Origin of the sequence: Paludibacterium sp. B53371 (genome assembly GCF_018802765.1) — a bacterium.
Lineage (GTDB): Bacteria > Pseudomonadota > Gammaproteobacteria > Burkholderiales > Chromobacteriaceae > Paludibacterium.
This window is the reverse complement of sequence record NZ_CP069163.1, coordinates 1,626,187-1,643,259: the sequence shown is the minus strand read 5'-3', so window position 1 is coordinate 1,643,259 and position 17,073 is coordinate 1,626,187. Positions and strand designations below refer to the sequence as shown.

Here is a 17,073-nt window from a genome sequence, read left to right as displayed (position 1 = left end):
CGGAGACTAGCGGCGCACGCCGACAATCACGCTGGAAGCCTTGAACAGGACAGAGGCATGCTGGCCAGGCTGCAGCGCCAGGCCGTCACGGCTGGCATTGGTCACCATGGCAACGAACTGGCCGACATCCGGCACGGCAATCGTGACCTCGCTGTTGACGGCCCCTTCGGTCAGTGCCACCACCGTCCCGGCGAAGTGATTGCGGGCAGAAAACTGCACGCCCTGGTCGTCCGTGACCACAATAATGGCCGAAGACTTGATGAGTGCCACTGCCGCCATACCCGTCTTCAGGTCCAGTGCCGCAGCGCTCTCGCGCGTGATAACCGCCACCAGCTTCCGGCCACTGGCCAGCGACAGCTCCACCTCATCGTTCACCGCCCCGGCACGCAAGCCGGTGATGGTGGCATCAAACTGATTTCGTGCACTGCTTTTCATCCTGCGATCTCCGCGAGAGAGGGCAAACTGCGATTCAGTACTGTGGCCAGGGGGCGCAGTACGGTCATCAGCTCGCTCAGTTGATCCGGGGTCAGCACCTGCTCGGCATGCACCCTGGCCTGCTCGGGCTGCGGATGGACATCCAGCCACAGACCATCCGCTCCGGCTGCAATGGCAGCCGCGGCCAGCGAAGGCACCATCCGGGCATGGCCGCAGGCTTCGGCCGGGGCGGCAATGACCGGGAGATGGGTCTCGGCTTTGAGTGCGGCAATGGCACCAATATCGGCCATGACACGTTCATCCGGCGCCAGCCCCCGGATGCCGCTTTCGCAGAAAATGATGTGGTGATTACCACCGGCGGCAATGGTTTCAGCCGCCATCAGCCATTCGCTCAAGGTAGCCGCCTGACCGCGCTTGAGGATGACCGGCTTGTTGAGCCGGCCGACCTCGCGCAACAGGTCGCTGTTGGCCATGTGGCGCGGGCCGATGACCAGGGCGTCGATCTCGAGCTCGAGAAACGCTTCGATGTTACGCACGTCGGTCAGTTCGGAAACGACGGGCAGACCACACTGCCTGGCTGCCTGCTGCAGACTGGCCAGACCGTCGACCCCCAACCCCTGGAAGGCGTAGGGGTTGTCACTCTGTACAAAGGCGCCGCCATGCAGCACCCGTGCGCCCGCACGCTGCACCGCGCGGGCTGCCGCCTCGATCTGCGCAGCCCCTTCGATGGCAGGCGGGCCGGCGATGATCTGCAGGGCATGGCCGCCGAACTGCTGACCGCGCAAGCTGACCGTCGACGCTGCCGGGTGAATCTCGCGCCCGACCAGCCGATATTCACGCACCACCCGCATGGCCCGCTCGACGGCCGGCATGCGTTCGAACAGCGCCGGGTCGAGCACCCGCTCGTCGCCGATGGCGCCGATCAGGGTGCGCTCTGTGCCGCGCGAGACATGTTCGCGCAGCCCGGCGGCACGAATGCGCGTCACCACCTGCTCGATCTGGGCCGGACTGGCGCCCGGGGTCATGATAATGATCATGTTGGCTCCTGCTGCGCCAGCAACCAGCCAAGGGCAGAAACCCCGGCCTGGCAAGCGCCAAAAATATCGGCGGAACTGGCCCTGGCATATAACCGGGCCGGCACACTGGCAAAGCGGTGACGACCATCAATGCAGGCTTCGTCGGCTTCGCATTCGACATGGCGCATGCCCCACCCCTCCAGCGCCTGCACCAGTTCGCTCGACTCCTGCTCGGTACCAAAGGTCAGCCGCACGCCCTTCAGCTCGCAGTGGCGCGCCAGCAAGGCCAGCAAGATCGAGGCCGCAGACAGGGCGACCATGGGCTTGCCGGCTGACCACATGGCCGCCAGCGCCTCGGCCAGCTCGGGGGCCAGCGTGGCGTCACTGCCGCGCGGGGTAAAGTTGCTCAGCCCGCGCATCACGCCGGCGCCGCCAGGGATCAGCACACCGTCCAGCCATTCCGGACTCATTGCCGAGAGCGGCTCGATCTGGCCGCGCGTCAGGCGCGCCGCTTCGATCATCATGTTGCGGGCATCCTGCATTGGCCGGCCACCGGCATGGTCGACGACTTCGCGCTGCAGGCGGTCCGGTGCAAAGCAACGCACGCGATAACCAGCCTGCGACAGCGCAACCAGGCAGCTGCTCGCCTCCAGCGGATCGCTGCCGTCCCGGCTACCGCAACCGGCCAGGATGAGGGCAATGGTGGGCGTATTGGACATCATGAAAGCATCAGATCTGATTCAGGGGCAGGATCGACGCCGCGGACGAGGACGGCAGGCCGGTCAGGTGCGCCAGTAGTGGCTCGACCTGTTGCGCATGGTGCAGCAGGCTCAGTTGCGCATCACGGACAAAGCCCTGCCCGGCCATATGGTGCACCATCTGCAGCAGCGGCTGATAGAAACCGTCCACGTCCAGCAGACCGATCGGCTTGCCATGCACACCGAGCTGCGCCCAGGTCAGGATTTCAAACAGTTCGTCCAGCGTGCCGAAGCCCCCCGGCAAGGCGACAAAGGCATCGGACAGTCCGGCCATCAGGGCCTTGCGTTCGTGCATGCTTTGCGTGACATGCAATTCGCTCAGGCCCAGGTGGGCCACTTCACGCGCCTTGAGAAACTCGGGAATGACACCGACGACGCGCCCGCCGGCCGCCAGCGCGGCATCCGCAGCCAGCCCCATCAGGCCGACGCGGCCACCGCCGAACACCAGGGTCAGCCCCTGCTGCGCCACGGCACGGCCCAAAGCCTGTGCCGCCTCGGCATAGGCCGGCGACGCGCCGGTGGCCGCACCACAAAACAGACAGATCGATTTCAGTGCCATGGGCTCAGATCACCGCCAGGGGGTAGGCGCCAAGAATCTTGACGAAGGCCGCCGTGGACTGCAATGCCTGCAGCGCCGCCACCACATTGGCATCGGACTGATGCCCCTCGATATCGATGAAGTAGACATACTCCCACAGGCCGGCGCGGGCCGGGCGGGATTCCAGCTTGGTCATCGACACGCCATTGGCGGCAATCGGTGCCAACAGCGTATAAAGCGCACCGGCACGGTTTGGCGCCGCCACGATCAGCGAGGTCTTGTCCTGACCGGTCGCCCCCACGTCCTGATGCCCCAGGACCAGGAAGCGGGTGGTGTTGTTCGGCTCGTCCTCGATATTCTCTGCCACTTTTTCCAGCTGGTAGCGTTCGGCGGCAGCCTGACCGGCAATTGCCGCGGCACCGGGCTCCGCTGCGGCCAGTCGTGCCGCCTCGGCATTGCTGGCCACCGAGATGCGTTCCACATTCTGTGGCAGGTTCTTGTTCAGCCATTCATGGCATTGCGCCAGCGCCTGGGCATGGGCATAGACCCGGCGCACCGGGGCCTCATCCCCCGGCCGTCGCAGCAGGTGGTGATGAATGCGCAGCACCACTTCACCGCAAATTTTCAGGGGACTGGCCACCATCAGGTCCAGCGTGCGGCCGACAGCCCCCTCAGTGGAGTTCTCTACCGGCGCCACCACGTAATCCAGCGTGCGGGCTTCCACCAGCCGGAAAGCCTCGTCGACCGAGGCGCAGGCGACGGTATGGGCCGCGTGGCCGAAATGTTTCATGGCTGCCAGCTGGGTAAAGGTCCCTTCCGGGCCGAGATAGGCAACCGACAGCGGGCGCTCCAGCGCCAGGCACTCGGACATCACTTCGCGGAACAGGCGCGCCACCGACTCGCTCGACAGCGGGCCCTGGTTGAGCGACTTGATGCGACGCAGCACCTGGGCCTCGCGCTCCGGGCGGTAGACGATGCCGCCGCCCTTGATCTCGCCGATGGCGCGTGCGTGGCTGGCTCGCTGGTTCAGCAGCTCGAGGATGCGGGCATCGATGTCATCGATGGCATCGCGATGTGTTTTCAGTAAGTGATCCGTCACGTTTATTCGTCTTTCAGGATGACAAATTGTCCTTTGCCAATCGGGTAGGTTTCTGCGAGATAGCCTTCTGTCGCCAGCACTTCGCGCACAAACGGCGCGCATTCATCGGCATGCGACAGGGCGTTGTCCATCACCAGCAGGCCGCCGGGCCGCAAGACCCGGCAGATCTGCGGCCAGAGCGTCGGATAGTGCGAGCGATCCGCATCCAGAAACAGGAAATCGACCGGACCGCCCTCCAGCGAGGTCAGCCACTCGCCGGCCTCCACCTGCTCCAGGCGAACCAGATGCGACAGACCCAGCTGCTGCAATCGCGACGCCGCCAGCTGATGAAAGTCGCTGGCACTATCCAGGCTGGTGACCTTGCCCTGATTTTCCCGTGCCGCCAGCGCGAGCCAGAGTGTCGAATAGCCACTGGCCGTACCGATTTCGACAATGCGACGGGCGCCGGCGGCGCGCGCCATCTGATAGAGGAACATGCCGGCATCGGGTGACAGCATGCGCCAGCGCGCCTGTGCCTGATCGATACTGGCATCATGGGCCTCTCCCTGTACCCAGATAGCTCTTAATTGTTCAAGCGTTTCCTGCTGCAACATGGTCTCTCCTCCTTTGCTCAAGGCAGGGAATGGCCACGACCGTGGCCGCTCAGGAGATGCACGTCACCCGGCCGGGTGCGGCCGGGTGCACGATCAGCCGTGCTGACGGGCAAAGTCCTGCATGAAATTGACCAGCGCCTTGACCCCTTCGATCGGCATGGCGTTGTAGATGGAAGCACGCATCCCGCCGACCACGCGATGACCCTTGATCTGCACCAGTCCGTTTTTCTTGGCCTCGCTGACAAACGTATCATTGAGGGCCTCGTCGCGCAGTCGGAAAGTGACATTCATTTTCGAGCGGAACGGGGTCTCGATGTGCGAACTGTAAAACCCGCCACTGCTGTCGATGGCGTGATACAGCAGGCCGGATTTTTCTTCGTTGCGCGATGCCATGCCCTTGATGCCACCCTGCTCGCGAATCCACTTGAGCACCAGGCCGGCAATATAGATCGGGAAGGTGGCCGGGGTGTTGTACATCGAGTCGGCATCGGCATGGACACGATAATTCAGCATGGTCGGCGTGACCGGCAAGGCGCGATCCAGCAGATCCTCGCGCACGATGACCAGGGTCAGCCCGGACGGGCCGATATTCTTTTGCGCACCGGCATAGATCAGGCCGAAACGGCTGACGTCGATCTCGTGGGACAGGAATTCGGACGACATGTCGCAAACCAGCGGCACGCCTTCGGGCGGGGTCGGAATAAACGGAAACTGCAGACCGCCAATGGTTTCGTTCGAGGTGTAATGCAGATAGGCCGCATGCGGATCGCACTGCCAGCTGTCTTCAGCCGGCACATAAGAGAAATGACGGTCTTCGCTGCTGGCCACCACTTTGACCTTGGCATAGCGCTTGGCTTCTTTCATCGCCAGCTTGGACCAGTGTCCGGTATTGACGAAATCGATGGATTTCTTCTCGCCCAGCAGATTGAGCGGCACCATGGAGAACTGCTGCGATGCCCCGCCCTGCAGGAACAACACGCGATGGGTGTCCGGAATCGCCATCAGGGCACGCAGATCATGCTCGGCGTCATGGATGATTTCCATGAACTCCTTGCCGCGATGGCTCATCTCCATCACGCTCATGCCGCTGCCGTGCCAGTCGAGCAATTCGCTCTGGGCTTCGGCAAGCACGGAGTGCGGCAGCATCGCCGGACCGGAAGAAAAGTTATAGACCTTTGCCATGACCATCCTTTGTCGTGATTGCCATTCCGGGGCGATTGCTTGCCGTCGGCAACCTAGTTGGTATTGTTGTGCAGCAGGAAATGCGCGCGCGCCACCGCCACCGGCTTGTCGGGACTGTCTTGCCATGCCTCGATCAGCACATGGGCAACGCGCTTGCCCTGCTTGGTGATTTCACAGCGGGCAAACAATGTTTGCGGCCGGCCCGGACGCAGATAATCCAGAGAAAAATCGACAATTTTCGGGATGTCGAGCGATTCGCGATTCCACATCAGATGGATCAGCGCGGCGTTCTCCATGAAACCACCGATCAGACCGCCATGCAGGGCTGGCAAAGTGGTATTGCCGACATTGCGCTCGGCAAACGGCAGGGAAAACAGCAGCCCCCCCTCGTCATCCTCGGCGCGCAGGTTGACCCCCATCAGCCTGGCGTAGGGAATCAGCGCGATCAGATCGTCGAAGCGCTTTTCATCGCGCAACAGATTGAACTGCTCGATGAACTGGCTCATTTCACCGCCTCGCTGACCATCGGAATCGGACTGGACTCACGCATGAAGGTCGCCACACCATGGGCGATGGGCGCATCGATACTGTCATGGAAGCACACCGCACGGGTAAAGGCGACCTGGCCGGCCAGGCGATAGCACTCCGCCGTACAGAAGATCGGTTTGCCAGGCGTGGCCGCCTTGAGGTAATCGATGCGCAGATCCAGCGTGGCGATCGTTTCGAAATCGGGCAGCTGAGCGGCTACCGAGATCGCACTGCAGGTATCCACCAGCGAGGTAATCACCCCGCCATGCAGTACGCCGGTCGCCGGATTGCCGACCAGGTCCTCGCGCCAGTCGATCGCCAGGGTCGGCTTGCGGCCGACCGTGCCGACCAGCCGCATGCCCAGCGTACGGGCGTGCGGCAGCGACACGAACAGCTCACTCAGCACTTCGAGCACCTGGGGATTGGCTGGCGTCGCCAACTCGGTCATGCCTCTTCTCCGGTGGTGAAATCACCCGCCTCGTCGTCCAGCCCTTCGTCTTCCGACTCGCTCTCAGCCACCTTTTCCAGGCCGATCAGCTTTTCGCCCTCATCGAGGTTGATCAGACGCACGCCCTGGGCGGCACGGCCGGTTTCGCGGATTTCCGCCACACGGGTGCGGATCAGCACGCCGCCGGTGGTGATCAGCATCACTTCATCGCTTTCGACCACCAGGGTGGCGGCCACCAGCGAACCATTGCGCTCGGAGGTGTCGATGGCAATCACGCCCTGGGTGCCACGATGGCTCTTGCGATAGTCGGAGATCGGGGTGCGCTTGCCATACCCGTTCTCGGTAGCCGTCAGCACCTGGGTCATTTCGCTGTCGGAAACCAGCAGGGAAATCACCTGCGCCCCTTCCGGCAAATCCATGCCGCGTACGCCGCGGGCATTGCGGCCCATCGGACGCACGTCCGCCTCGGCAAAGCGCACGGCCTTGCCATGACTGGAGAACAGCATCACTTCATGCTCGCCCGCGGTCAGCGCAACGCCGATCAGCTTGTCGCCATCATCCAGGTCCAGGGCGATGATGCCGGCCGAACGCGGACGCGAGAAGCTCGACAGCGCAGTCTTCTTGACCGTGCCGTTGGCGGTACACATGAAGATGTAGTGGTCGTCGGTAAAGGCCTTGACCGGCAGCATGGCGTTGATCTTTTCGCCTTCCACCAGCGGCAGCACGTTGACGATCGGCTTGCCGCGGCTGGCGCGACCGCCCTGCGGCAGCTCGTACACCTTGATCCAGTAGCAACGACCGAAGGACGAGAAGCACAGCACGTAGTCATGGGTATTGGCGACAAACAGGGTCTCGATGAAATCGTCGTCCTTGGTCGCCGCCGCCTGTTTGCCGCGTCCGCCGCGACGCTGGGCACGGTAGTCGTCCATCGGCTGGGTCTTGATGTAACCCGAGTGAGATACCGTCACCACCAGATCCTGCGGGGTGATCAGGTCTTCGATATTGATGTCGCCGCCGAACGGTTCGATTTCCGAACGGCGCGGGTCGCCAAACTGCGTGCGGATGGCGGTCAGTTCGTCAGCGATGATCTGGTTGATGCGCTCCGGCTTTTCCAGAATGTCGATCAGGTCGAGGATGGTGGCCATGATTTCCTGATACTCGGCCACGATCTTGTCCTGCTCCAGGCCGGTCAGGCGCTGCAGACGCAGATCAAGGATCGCCTGGGCCTGCGTTTCGGACAGCTGGTAACCATTGGCCGTCAGGCCGGTCTCGACGCCATCCGGGCGGGCCTTGAGCGGATCAACGCGCGACAGCATGTCCTCGACCAGCTGCGAACGCCAGGTGCGGCTCATCAGCGCCGTCTTGGCCACCGCCGGATTTTCCGACGCCTTGATCAGGGCAATGATTTCGTCGACATTCGACAGCGCCACGGCCAGACCTTCGAGGATGTGGCCACGCTCGCGTGCCTTGCGCAGTTCGAAAATGGTACGACGCGTCACCACTTCGCGGCGGTGACGCAGGAATTCTTCCAGCACCTGCTTGAGGTTCAGCAGGCGCGGCTGGCCGTCGACCAGCGCGACCATATTGATGCCGAAGCTGTCCTGCAGCTGGGTCATCTTGTACAGGTGATTGAGCACCACCTCGGGCATTTCGCCGCGCTTGAGCTCGATCACCATGCGCATGCCGGACTTGTCCGACTCGTCGCGCAGATCGGAAATGCCCTCGATCTGCTTGTCGCGCACCAGCTCACTGATGCGCTCCAGCAGACGGGCCTTGTTCACCTGATACGGCAGCTCGTCGACGATGATCGCCTGGCGTTCGCCGCGGCCGATATCTTCGACGTGGGTGCGCGAGCGCATGATCACCCGGCCACGGCCGGTGCGATAGGCTTCCTTGACGCCGGCAGTTCCGTAGATGATGGCGGCCGTCGGGAAGTCCGGAGCCGGAACGATGTCGATCAGTTCGTCGATCGTCAGCTCGCTGTTGGCCAGGAGAGCCAGACAGGCGTCCACCACTTCGCACAGATTGTGCGGCGGGATATTGGTCGCCATGCCGACGGCGATACCGGAGCTGCCGTTGATCAGCAGATTGGGGATCTTGGCCGGCAGGATCAGCGGCTCGTGTTCGGAGCCATCGTAGTTGGCGCCGAAATCGACGGTTTCCTTGTCGATATCCGCCAGCAGCTCGTGCGCGATACGCGCCATGCGGATTTCGGTGTAACGCATCGCGGCGGCGTTGTCGCCATCCACCGAGCCGAAGTTACCCTGACCATCCACCAGCGGGTAGCGCAGGCTGAAATCCTGCGCCATGCGCACGATGGTGTCGTAGACGGCAGTGTCGCCGTGCGGGTGGTACTTACCGATGACATCACCAACGATACGGGCGGATTTCTTGTAGGCCCGGTTCCAGTCGTTGGAAAGTTCGTGCATGGCGAAAAGCACGCGACGGTGAACCGGCTTGAGACCGTCACGCACATCCGGCAGCGCCCGACCCACAATCACGCTCATGGCGTAATCGAGGTAAGAGCGGCGCATTTCCTCTTCCAGGCTGACCGGAATGGTTTCCTTGGCGAAAAGCTGATCTGTCATGGGTGAGAGCTTGTCTTTTATTGTTGGCAAACGAGGGCAATTCTACCACGGACGCGAATTTCACGCATGGCAGCCGAGATGTTTGGCGACAGCATGTTCCGCCAGACAGCCCGGAATCAGGTAAATCACTTGCCGGCTGCGAAATACTGCCGGTAAAGCCTGTCATAAGTACCGTCGGCACGCACTGCGGCCAGACCGGCGTTGAGCTTGTCACGCAAGGCCGTCTGCCCCTTGGCCACGGCAAAACCGTAATGTTCCGGCGCAAAACTGGCGGTATCCTGCACCACAAAGAACGCACCGTCAGACTGACGCACAAAACCCGCCACCACACCGTTATCCCCCACCAGCGCACCGACCTTGCCGGCCTTGAGGGCCGCAAACGCCTCGGTCATGGTCTGATAGCGCACGACGTCGCCACTCTCCTTGCCCAGCAGACGCTGCAGATCTTCATCGGCGGAGGTTCCGACCTGAACGGCCACCTTGATGCCGCGCAAATCGGCAAACGACCCGATCTCGTTGGCACCGCGCGGCACCGCAATGACCTGGCGCGCGGAAAAATAGGGCTCAGAGAAATCCACCTGCTTCATTCGCTGCTGCGAGATGCTGATCGCCGATGCCAGGATATCGCGCTTACGCTGGCCCAGCGTGGCAAAAATCCCCTCCCAGGGGGTATTCACGAACTGCAGCCGGAATCCCTCGCGACGGGCAATGGCACGCAGCAGATCCACATCGAAGCCGACCATATTCTGGTGCTCGTCCATGGATTCGAAAGGCGGATAGCTGGCATCGCTGCCAACCACGTAAACCGGAACAGCCGCGGCATCCGGATGCCCGGCCCCGCGGTCGCACGCTGCCAGCAGAAAACAGAACGCCAGTGTGACAAGGACACGCCAGCCGGAGAAAAGATTGATGCCCACGTTGCTCCAATAATCTTGAGGTGCACTATAATCGGCCTCTTGATGAGCCGAATGGATATCTTAATCGACCGGCACATCGATTCACAATGAATAAACTATCTCCGTTATCACTCACGAAACGAGAACTGATTGACATGGCACTGAACCCGCTTCTCAAGACCCTGGCAGCCACCCTGCTCCTGTGCGCCAGCGGTCTGGCACTGGCCGAAGATCCGGCGACGACCGACATGCCCCTGCCGGGCGATGTACAGGTCTCGCAACCGGCCCCCGCCCACCACAAATCGCGCAAGGTCCAAGGCAGCAGCAACCTGGTCACGGCCCCGGCCGCCGACAGCCAGGGCGTCCGCGGCAAGAAGACCACCGCCGGCAAGAAAGCCCATGCCGGCAAAAAGGCCCATGGCAGCAAGAAAGCGCCTGGCAGCAAGAAGCCGCATACCGCCAAGAAGGCGCACAGCAGCAAAACCCCGGTGAGCGCCAAAAAACCGGCTGCCGGCAAAGCGGTGAAAAACGCCAAGCCGCAAGGCAAGACGAGCAAGCAGCCGAGCGCCAAGACCCGACACAAGGCGGCTGCGCGCAAGTCTCCGCCACGCCACGCCACGCACAGCAAGAAGGCTGCCGCCAAACCGGCCAAAGCCAGCCAGCACGGCAAGCAGAAAGCCCGCCCGGCAAAGCGAGCCGCCAGCCACAAGAAAAAATAAGCGCAGTGCTTGTCTTGGGGCGCCAATTTACGCATAATGGCGCCCTCTCGCCGGTGTAGCTCAGTTGGTAGAGCAGCTGACTTGTAATCAGAAGGTCGAGGGTTCGACTCCTTTCACCGGCACCAGATTCAAAAAAAGCCTTGTTTTCACAAGGCTTTTTTCATTTCACGTCCGGACAGACGGTCCGGTCATTGCCAAGGGATCCACCCAGGCATCGAAATCCTCCGCGCTGACCAGACCCAGCGCCAGCGCCGCCTGCTTCAGCGTTTCTCCTTCCGCCAGGGCTCGTTTGGCGATCATGGCAGCCTGGTCATAGCCGATATGGCGATTCAATGCCGTCACCAGCATCAAATTATCCCCCAGATGTCGCTGAATGACCGCGAGATCCGGCTCAATCCCCCGCGCACAGTGCTGCTCGAAGGAACGCACAGCATCCGCCAGCAAAGCCAGACTCTCCAGCACGTTATGCACCATCACCGGCTTGTAGACATTCAGCTGAAAATTGCCCTGACTGCCGGCAAAGGCCACGGCAGCATCATTGCCGAACACCTGCACACACACCATGGACAAGGCCTCACACTGAGTCGGATTCACCTTGCCCGGCATGATCGACGAACCCGGCTCATTCTCGGGGAGGCGAATTTCGCCAATACCGCAGCGGGGTCCGCTGGCCAGCCAGCGCACATCATTGGCCAGCTTGAGCAACGCGCCGGCCAGTGTGCGCAGACTGGCCGACACATTCACCAGGGCATCATGGGCAGACAGGGCGGCAAACCGGTTGTCGGCCGAGCAGAAGGGCAAGCCGGTCAGCGCGGCAATGTGCGCAGCGCAGCGCGCGCCAAACGCCGGATGGGCATTCAGCCCGGTCCCCACCGCCGTGCCGCCAATGGCCAACTGGTTCAGCCCGGCCGACAGTTGCCCGATGCCATGCATGGCAAAATCCAGTTGTGCCACCCAGCTGCCGATTTCCTGCCCCAGGGTAATCGGCGTGGCATCCTGCAGATGCGTACGACCGGTCTTGACCACACCAGCAAAATCCCGGGCCTTGTCATCCAGCGTCTGGCGCAATGTGTGCAGCGCCGGCAGCAACGTGTGCGCCACCTCCAGGGCAACCGCCACATACATTGCCGTCGGAAACGTATCGTTGGAGGACTGGCCACAATTGACGTGATCATTGGGGTGAACAGGTGATTTGCTGCCCAGTGCGGCGCCGAGCAACTCATTGGCACGATTGGCAATCACCTCATTGGCATTCATGTTCGACTGCGTGCCGGAGCCAGTCTGGAATACCACCAGCGGAAAGTGATCGTCCAGCCTGCCGTCGATCACCTCCTGTGCGGCCTGCTCAATCGGCGCAAGCAGCGCCTGCGGCAGCTCCCCCAGCTCGGCATTGGCCCGGGCGGCCGCCAGCTTGAGCACACCCAGCGCCCGAATCAGTGGCGCGGTAAAGCGAAATCGCTCGACGCCGATCTGAAACATTGCCACCGAGCGCTGGGTTTGCGCCCCCCAGTATTTGCCGGCCGCGACATCGACCGTGCCCATCGAATCCGATTCCTGACGCAGATGATCCATCAGCCCGCCCTCCCGACGCCCTGTGCCGCCACTGATCACGAATCTTGACCATAACATGAATCAATCATCATGACGGGCAGTCAAACTGTCGCTAATCTTCAGCCTCAGCCCAACAGGAAGTGCCATGCAAACACCAGACCGCCCGCGCTGGCCAGAACCGTTCGTCGACCTGCAAACCCTGATCCCGGATCTGCAGCTCGAACTCAGCTACGCCGGCAGCGACAACTTCATCGGCCGGCCGGTCGATGGCTATCTCTGTGCCAGAGCCCTGCTGACGCGCCCCGCCGCACAACAACTGGCAGGCATTCAAGCCAGACTGCGACCGCTTGGACTCACTCTCAAACTGTTCGATGCCTACCGCCCCGAGCGCGCAGTGCGCGAGTTCATCCGCTGGAGCCTCGATCCCGACGACATCCGTCACAAGGCGCGCTTCTACCCGCAACTGGACAAGGCGCAGCTGTTTGCCGAGGGCTACCTGGTCGAGCACTCCAGCCACAGCCGGGGCAGCACCGTCGACCTGACCATCGCCATTGCCGGTGTGCACCACCAGGCGCCCGGCCCCTTGCGTGACAATGGCGAACTGGACATGGGCACCGAGTTCGACTGGTTCGGTCAGGCCTCGCATACCGACTACCCCGACCTGCCTGCCCCTATTCGTGCCAACCGGCAGTGGCTGAAGCAACTGATGCTCGAACACGACTTCGTCAACCTGCCGCAGGAATGGTGGCACTACACCCTGCGTCACGAACCCTTCCCCGAACAGGCCTTCGACTTCCCGATCACATAGGTTCTGTCTGAAACAGGAACTGACTGCGCAGATCCTGCAATACCCGCTCGCCCATGGCCTTGTACGCGGCATAGTCCGCCGGCGCCAGATACGGTTGCGGCCAATCCAGCCGCAAACGACGAGTCACCCTGAGCTGACCGCCCTGACGCTGATAACTCGACTGATAATCACCAAACGGCGTGCTCAGTCGCAGGGGGCGCGGCAAGGCCAGTACCTGCAGCTTTGCCGGCAAATCGATCACGGTCTCCTCCTGATACAGCCCCGGCTCAATCCAGAGCGGCGTCTGACGGATTGCGGCATTGGTATCTGCAAAGCGGGAGGCAATGGTGGCTCGACCACGCAAGCCGAGCGGCACCGCCATCCCGCCCGGCTGTGACAGGTCAGCCACCTCACTCAGGGTGAACTGCGTACGATAGGCAAAGGCATGGTGCAAATCGGTTGGCGAACCCGGCAGCAAACGCCCGCTGCCGGTCTGCTGCGTCTCGGCCAGCCAGCTCTCGGCCGCATGGGTCTCACTGCCCGGCGGCAACTGATTGAAAAAGCGTCGAGCCGACAACTCGGGCACACCAGCCAGCTGCAGGTTGGTCGCCCCCTGCATGGACCCATCCGCCAGCAAACGCAGATGCGTCAGCCCCACGGCGCGATTCAGGGTGCTGCCATCCACCGGCGTACGCATCAGGCGTGGTCGCCCGGTACCGTCATCCATCACCAGCACCGGCTTGCCCTGCTCGCTGTCGGCCAGCTGGCCAAAAGGCGCCAGACCAATCGTCGAGTCCACAAAGCGATCTTCATCCGGCAAGTAATTGATCACGTGATCAGAAAAATGTACCGGCACCGTATCCGAAACCCACCAACTCGCCCCGGCCTGAATCAAGGCCTGCGAAGAGCGGATGCCCTTGGCGGCCAACAGGGCCTGCAGCAAGGTGGCGTGATCCTTGCAGTCCCCGTAACGATTGGCGATCACCTCATCGGCAGAATGAGGAACGACACCGCCATAACCGAAATAGACACCCACCCAGCGGATATGGCGACTGACCCAATCGTACAGCGCCCGTTCCTGTGCACGGCGGTCGGCAAGACCAGCGGTCAGCTGGTCAGCCAACTGCTGAACACCCGGCGTCACCGCCGCCTTGTCCTGCGCACGAGACCAATAGGCATGCGCCAGATCGGCATAGTCGCTGAAATTGCTGAATGCCACCCAGGGGCTGTAGTCGTCCTCGCTCACCGACGAAGGCTCGGGCATCAGCGCCTGTGGCTGGCTGTACTGCCACGTCCAGCGCACGCTGTCACCCGACCCGGAAGCCGTCACGGCGGCCATGCCGGAGGCTTGCCAGCGCACCCCCATGGACTTGGGCATCTGCACCGTCAGGCGCGCAGACAGCACCTGGTCATGTCGTGACTGACGCCAGACATAGTCCACCTTGCCATTCGGCCAGAAGGCACGCGACGCACTGCGACGCCAGTGCACGGCCACACTGCCGCCGCGCTGCAAGCCCTGAAACACCACCACACGTTCCTTGTCCGAGCCATACACCGGCTCACTGCTGTAAGGGCCTGGCTGGTCATAGATCCTGTCGGCCGCCACATTCAGTCGCTTTCCTTCCGGCGTCAGGGTGTACGCCTCCAGAATCTGCAAGGTTTCCAGCTCGGCGTTGTACTCGAAACGACGCTGACTCATGGCGGCAATCGCGGACTCGTTATTGACGCGCAAGACCAGCCAGCGCTCCTCGTCACTGGCGCCGTTCGCCTGGATCGTCAACTGCGTATCGTCCTGCATCACGGTGACATTCGGCTGATAGCCGGCAGCCGCCTGGCCCGCGGCAAAAGACAGCGATGAAGCGAATAATACGCAGACGAGCAAGCCCCTCATCGTTCTCATCGAAATGTCACCTTATGGCATCTGATACAGGACTTGCGCGCGCAGATCCTTCTGCACGGCATCCGCCAGTTTTTTATAAGCAGGATACATCGCAACAGGCGCCCAGTTTTCCGGCCAGTCCATTTGCAACTGCCGCGTCACCTGCAAGACACCGCCATCGAGCTCGTAATGACTCTGATAGTGGCCGAAGGGGCTGTCGATCCGGACATCTTTGGGTCGGGAAAACACTTTCACACCGGCAGGCAGCGTGAATTGCGTCTGCTCGCGGCAGTGACCGGACAGGACGACGAAGGGCAAATGCCGCTCGGCCAGCTTCGCCTGGGGAAAAGCGTCGCGCAGACACATCAATCCGCCCAGGCCTTGCGGAATGGCAAACGCACCCGGTCCGGGCATGGGTGCGATCCCCGTCAGGGTATAGCGCGCATTCAGCACATAGGGGCGGGTCAGATCGTAGGCATCGGGCAGATCAAAGCGACCGGCACCGTGCTGGCCGGTTTTATCCAGCAGATCCTCCGCCATCTTTTCCTCGCCCCCCGAGGGCACCTCCGCAAAGACAGAGCGCATATAGCTCTCCACCTGACCGGCATAGCGGTTGGTGCTTTCCCCCGTAACCGAACCATCCGGCTGCAACACCATCCGCGTCGCCGAGACCGTCCGATCCTGCGCCGAATTCAGCGTCGGGGTTTTCAACAGCGCGGCATGGCCACTGCCATCATCCAGCACCAGCGCCGTCTGCCCCAGCAAGCCCTCATCCATCTGCCCGTAAGCCAGCAAGGTTTGCGAAGGATCCACGAAGCGATGCTCATCCGGCAGATACAGCATGACATGGTCGAAAACCGCGAAAGGCACGGAGACCGGCAGCAACGTGCCGTTATCGCTGTAATCCAGCAATGCCTGGCTGCTGCGTATCTGCCGTGCCGCCAGCAAGGACTGCAGCAGCGTGGCGGCATCCCGACTATCGGCATAGCCGTTACTCAGCACCTGGGCCGCGCGATGCGGCACCATATTGGTACGCCATGCATACAGATCGATGTGACGAATCTGGCTGCGCACCCAGTCATACAGCAGCAGCGCCTGTTCATGCGGCGAGGCGATGCCGTGGGTGAGCTTGTCGGCCAGGCGCTGCACTTCGGGCGTGACGGCAGCCTGTGCATTGGCGCGGCGGCCATAGGCCTCTGCCGCCGCCTGCCAGTCGGAGAAATTACTGTAGCAGAGCATCGGGCTGACATCTTCCTCGCTCACCGAACCAGGCTCCGGGGCCAGGGCCTCATGCGGCGGCACAGTCCAGCGCCAGACTTGCAGGTCGCCGATGATCTGCCGGTCAGGCGCGGGCAGATCACGGGCAAACACCTTCAGCGACCACTCGGCCGGCGCCTTGATGGTATAGCTGCCGCCCAACAGGCGGTCATGCACCGACCAGAATGCGCTTTGATTGATTCTGGCACCCGGCCAGCGTGGCTGGCCGTACACCTTTTGCCAGTGGATGGTCAGCACCGCGCCCACCTCCACCCCGGGGAACACCACAGTCTTGATCTGGTGATCAACATACATCGGCGCCGACCGGCTCAACCGGCCGGACTGATCGAAAATCTTGTCGGCCGGCACCGCCATGCGCCGGCCATCTGCCGTGGTGGTATAGGCCTCCAGCACCTTGACCGACTGCGCCTGATCGCCATAGAACGTGATGCTCTGCTGGCCGTCGTCGCTCACCGCCCTGGCCGTTTCAATCCGCTTGACATAGACCTGATCAACGACCATGCGGCCATCCGCCTGAAACACCACCACCCGGTCATCCCGCACAATCGTGACATCCGGCTGATAGCCCTGCGCCTGCGCCAAGACAGGCAGTAACAGCAACACCCACAGACAGCGTTTCATCGTGCTTCCATCTTGTTTTGATTGTCCGCACCCGAGCAGCACGGCACGTCACTTATGACGTTTGCGTTCCAATTTACTCGAAGATGAATTAGCAATCGATAATTTTTTGACCGGCGGCAAAGGAACAGGCCTTCAGACAAGGAATCCTGTCATGGTG

Annotated in this window: 16 protein-coding genes and 1 tRNA gene; 3 read left to right on the top strand and 14 right to left on the bottom strand. The window is 62.1% G+C overall.

The genetic code is table 11. The features are described from left to right. Positions 1-6: 6 nt before the first annotated feature. From JNO51_RS07830 to JNO51_RS07780, 11 genes are all read right to left on the bottom strand, one after another. Entirely contained in the window at positions 7-435 is a 429-nt protein-coding gene (locus JNO51_RS07830; RefSeq protein WP_215782454.1) for a molybdopterin-binding protein, read from the bottom strand. Then, the gene (locus JNO51_RS07825) at positions 432-1,472 is read right to left on the bottom strand and encodes a 3-deoxy-7-phosphoheptulonate synthase (RefSeq protein ID WP_215782453.1); all 1,041 of its coding nucleotides are present in this window, start codon (positions 1,470-1,472) and stop codon (positions 432-434) included. The genes JNO51_RS07830 and JNO51_RS07825 overlap by 4 nt, the downstream gene beginning before the upstream one ends. Beyond that, positions 1,469-2,173 (bottom strand): isoprenoid biosynthesis protein ElbB, encoded by a 705-nt coding sequence (locus JNO51_RS07820; protein WP_215782452.1) that lies wholly within the window; start codon positions 2,171-2,173, stop codon positions 1,469-1,471. Before JNO51_RS07820 ends, JNO51_RS07825 begins: the two co-directional genes overlap by 4 nt. Positions 2,174-2,180: 7 nt before the next feature. Further along, positions 2,181-2,768, bottom strand: coding sequence for a TIGR00730 family Rossman fold protein (locus tag JNO51_RS07815; RefSeq protein WP_215782451.1), 588 nt, complete (start codon positions 2,766-2,768; stop codon positions 2,181-2,183). Between the two features lie 4 nt (positions 2,769-2,772). Continuing rightward, positions 2,773-3,846: a prephenate dehydratase gene (gene pheA / locus JNO51_RS07810; RefSeq protein WP_215782450.1), complete on the bottom strand. Its 1,074-nt coding sequence runs from the start codon at positions 3,844-3,846 to the stop codon at positions 2,773-2,775. A 2-nt stretch (positions 3,847-3,848) separates the two neighbouring features. Next, positions 3,849-4,439, bottom strand: a complete 591-nt coding sequence (locus JNO51_RS07805) for an O-methyltransferase (protein ID WP_215782449.1) — start codon at positions 4,437-4,439, stop codon at positions 3,849-3,851. A 93-nt stretch (positions 4,440-4,532) separates the two neighbouring features. Beyond that, positions 4,533-5,621, bottom strand: a complete 1,089-nt coding sequence (gene serC / locus JNO51_RS07800) for a 3-phosphoserine/phosphohydroxythreonine transaminase (RefSeq protein WP_215782448.1) — start codon at positions 5,619-5,621, stop codon at positions 4,533-4,535. 53 nt (positions 5,622-5,674) lie between these two features. Further along, positions 5,675-6,127, bottom strand: a complete 453-nt coding sequence (locus tag JNO51_RS07795) for a PaaI family thioesterase (RefSeq protein WP_215782447.1) — start codon at positions 6,125-6,127, stop codon at positions 5,675-5,677. Further along, complete coding sequence (locus JNO51_RS07790) at positions 6,124-6,597, bottom strand: PaaI family thioesterase (protein ID WP_215782446.1); 474 nt, start codon at positions 6,595-6,597, stop codon at positions 6,124-6,126. Before JNO51_RS07790 ends, JNO51_RS07795 begins: the two co-directional genes overlap by 4 nt. After that, complete coding sequence (gyrA, locus tag JNO51_RS07785; protein ID WP_215782445.1) at positions 6,594-9,185, bottom strand: DNA gyrase subunit A; 2,592 nt, start codon at positions 9,183-9,185, stop codon at positions 6,594-6,596. Before gyrA ends, JNO51_RS07790 begins: the two co-directional genes overlap by 4 nt. A 125-nt stretch (positions 9,186-9,310) precedes the next feature. After that, the gene (locus JNO51_RS07780) at positions 9,311-10,102 is read right to left on the bottom strand and encodes a basic amino acid ABC transporter substrate-binding protein (protein ID WP_215782444.1); all 792 of its coding nucleotides are present in this window, start codon (positions 10,100-10,102) and stop codon (positions 9,311-9,313) included. Positions 10,103-10,236: 134 nt separating this feature from the next. Here JNO51_RS07780 and JNO51_RS07775 point away from each other — a divergent pair, with 134 nt between their 5' ends. After that, positions 10,237-10,800, top strand: a complete 564-nt coding sequence (locus tag JNO51_RS07775) for a hypothetical protein (protein WP_215782443.1) — start codon at positions 10,237-10,239, stop codon at positions 10,798-10,800. Positions 10,801-10,849: 49 nt separating this feature from the next. Beyond that, positions 10,850-10,925: transfer RNA gene (locus tag JNO51_RS07770), tRNA-Thr, on the top strand. 40 nt (positions 10,926-10,965) lie between these two features. On the opposite strand, the gene fumC is transcribed toward JNO51_RS07770, so the two are convergent. Next, positions 10,966-12,372, bottom strand: a complete 1,407-nt coding sequence (gene fumC / locus JNO51_RS07765) for a class II fumarate hydratase (RefSeq protein WP_215782677.1) — start codon at positions 12,370-12,372, stop codon at positions 10,966-10,968. 124 nt (positions 12,373-12,496) lie between these two features. On the opposite strand from fumC, the gene JNO51_RS07760 reads away from it, so the two are divergent. Next, positions 12,497-13,159 (top strand): M15 family metallopeptidase, encoded by a 663-nt coding sequence (locus tag JNO51_RS07760; protein WP_215782442.1) that lies wholly within the window; start codon positions 12,497-12,499, stop codon positions 13,157-13,159. On the opposite strand, the gene JNO51_RS07755 is transcribed toward JNO51_RS07760, so the two are convergent. Beyond that, positions 13,152-15,029, bottom strand: coding sequence for a DUF3857 and transglutaminase domain-containing protein (locus JNO51_RS07755; protein WP_215782441.1), 1,878 nt, complete (start codon positions 15,027-15,029; stop codon positions 13,152-13,154). The two genes, JNO51_RS07760 and JNO51_RS07755, sit on opposite strands and share 8 nt — an antisense overlap. Before the next feature lie 21 nt (positions 15,030-15,050). Next, positions 15,051-16,916, bottom strand: a complete 1,866-nt coding sequence (locus JNO51_RS07750) for a DUF3857 domain-containing protein (protein ID WP_215782440.1) — start codon at positions 16,914-16,916, stop codon at positions 15,051-15,053. Positions 16,917-17,073 lie beyond the last annotated feature (157 nt).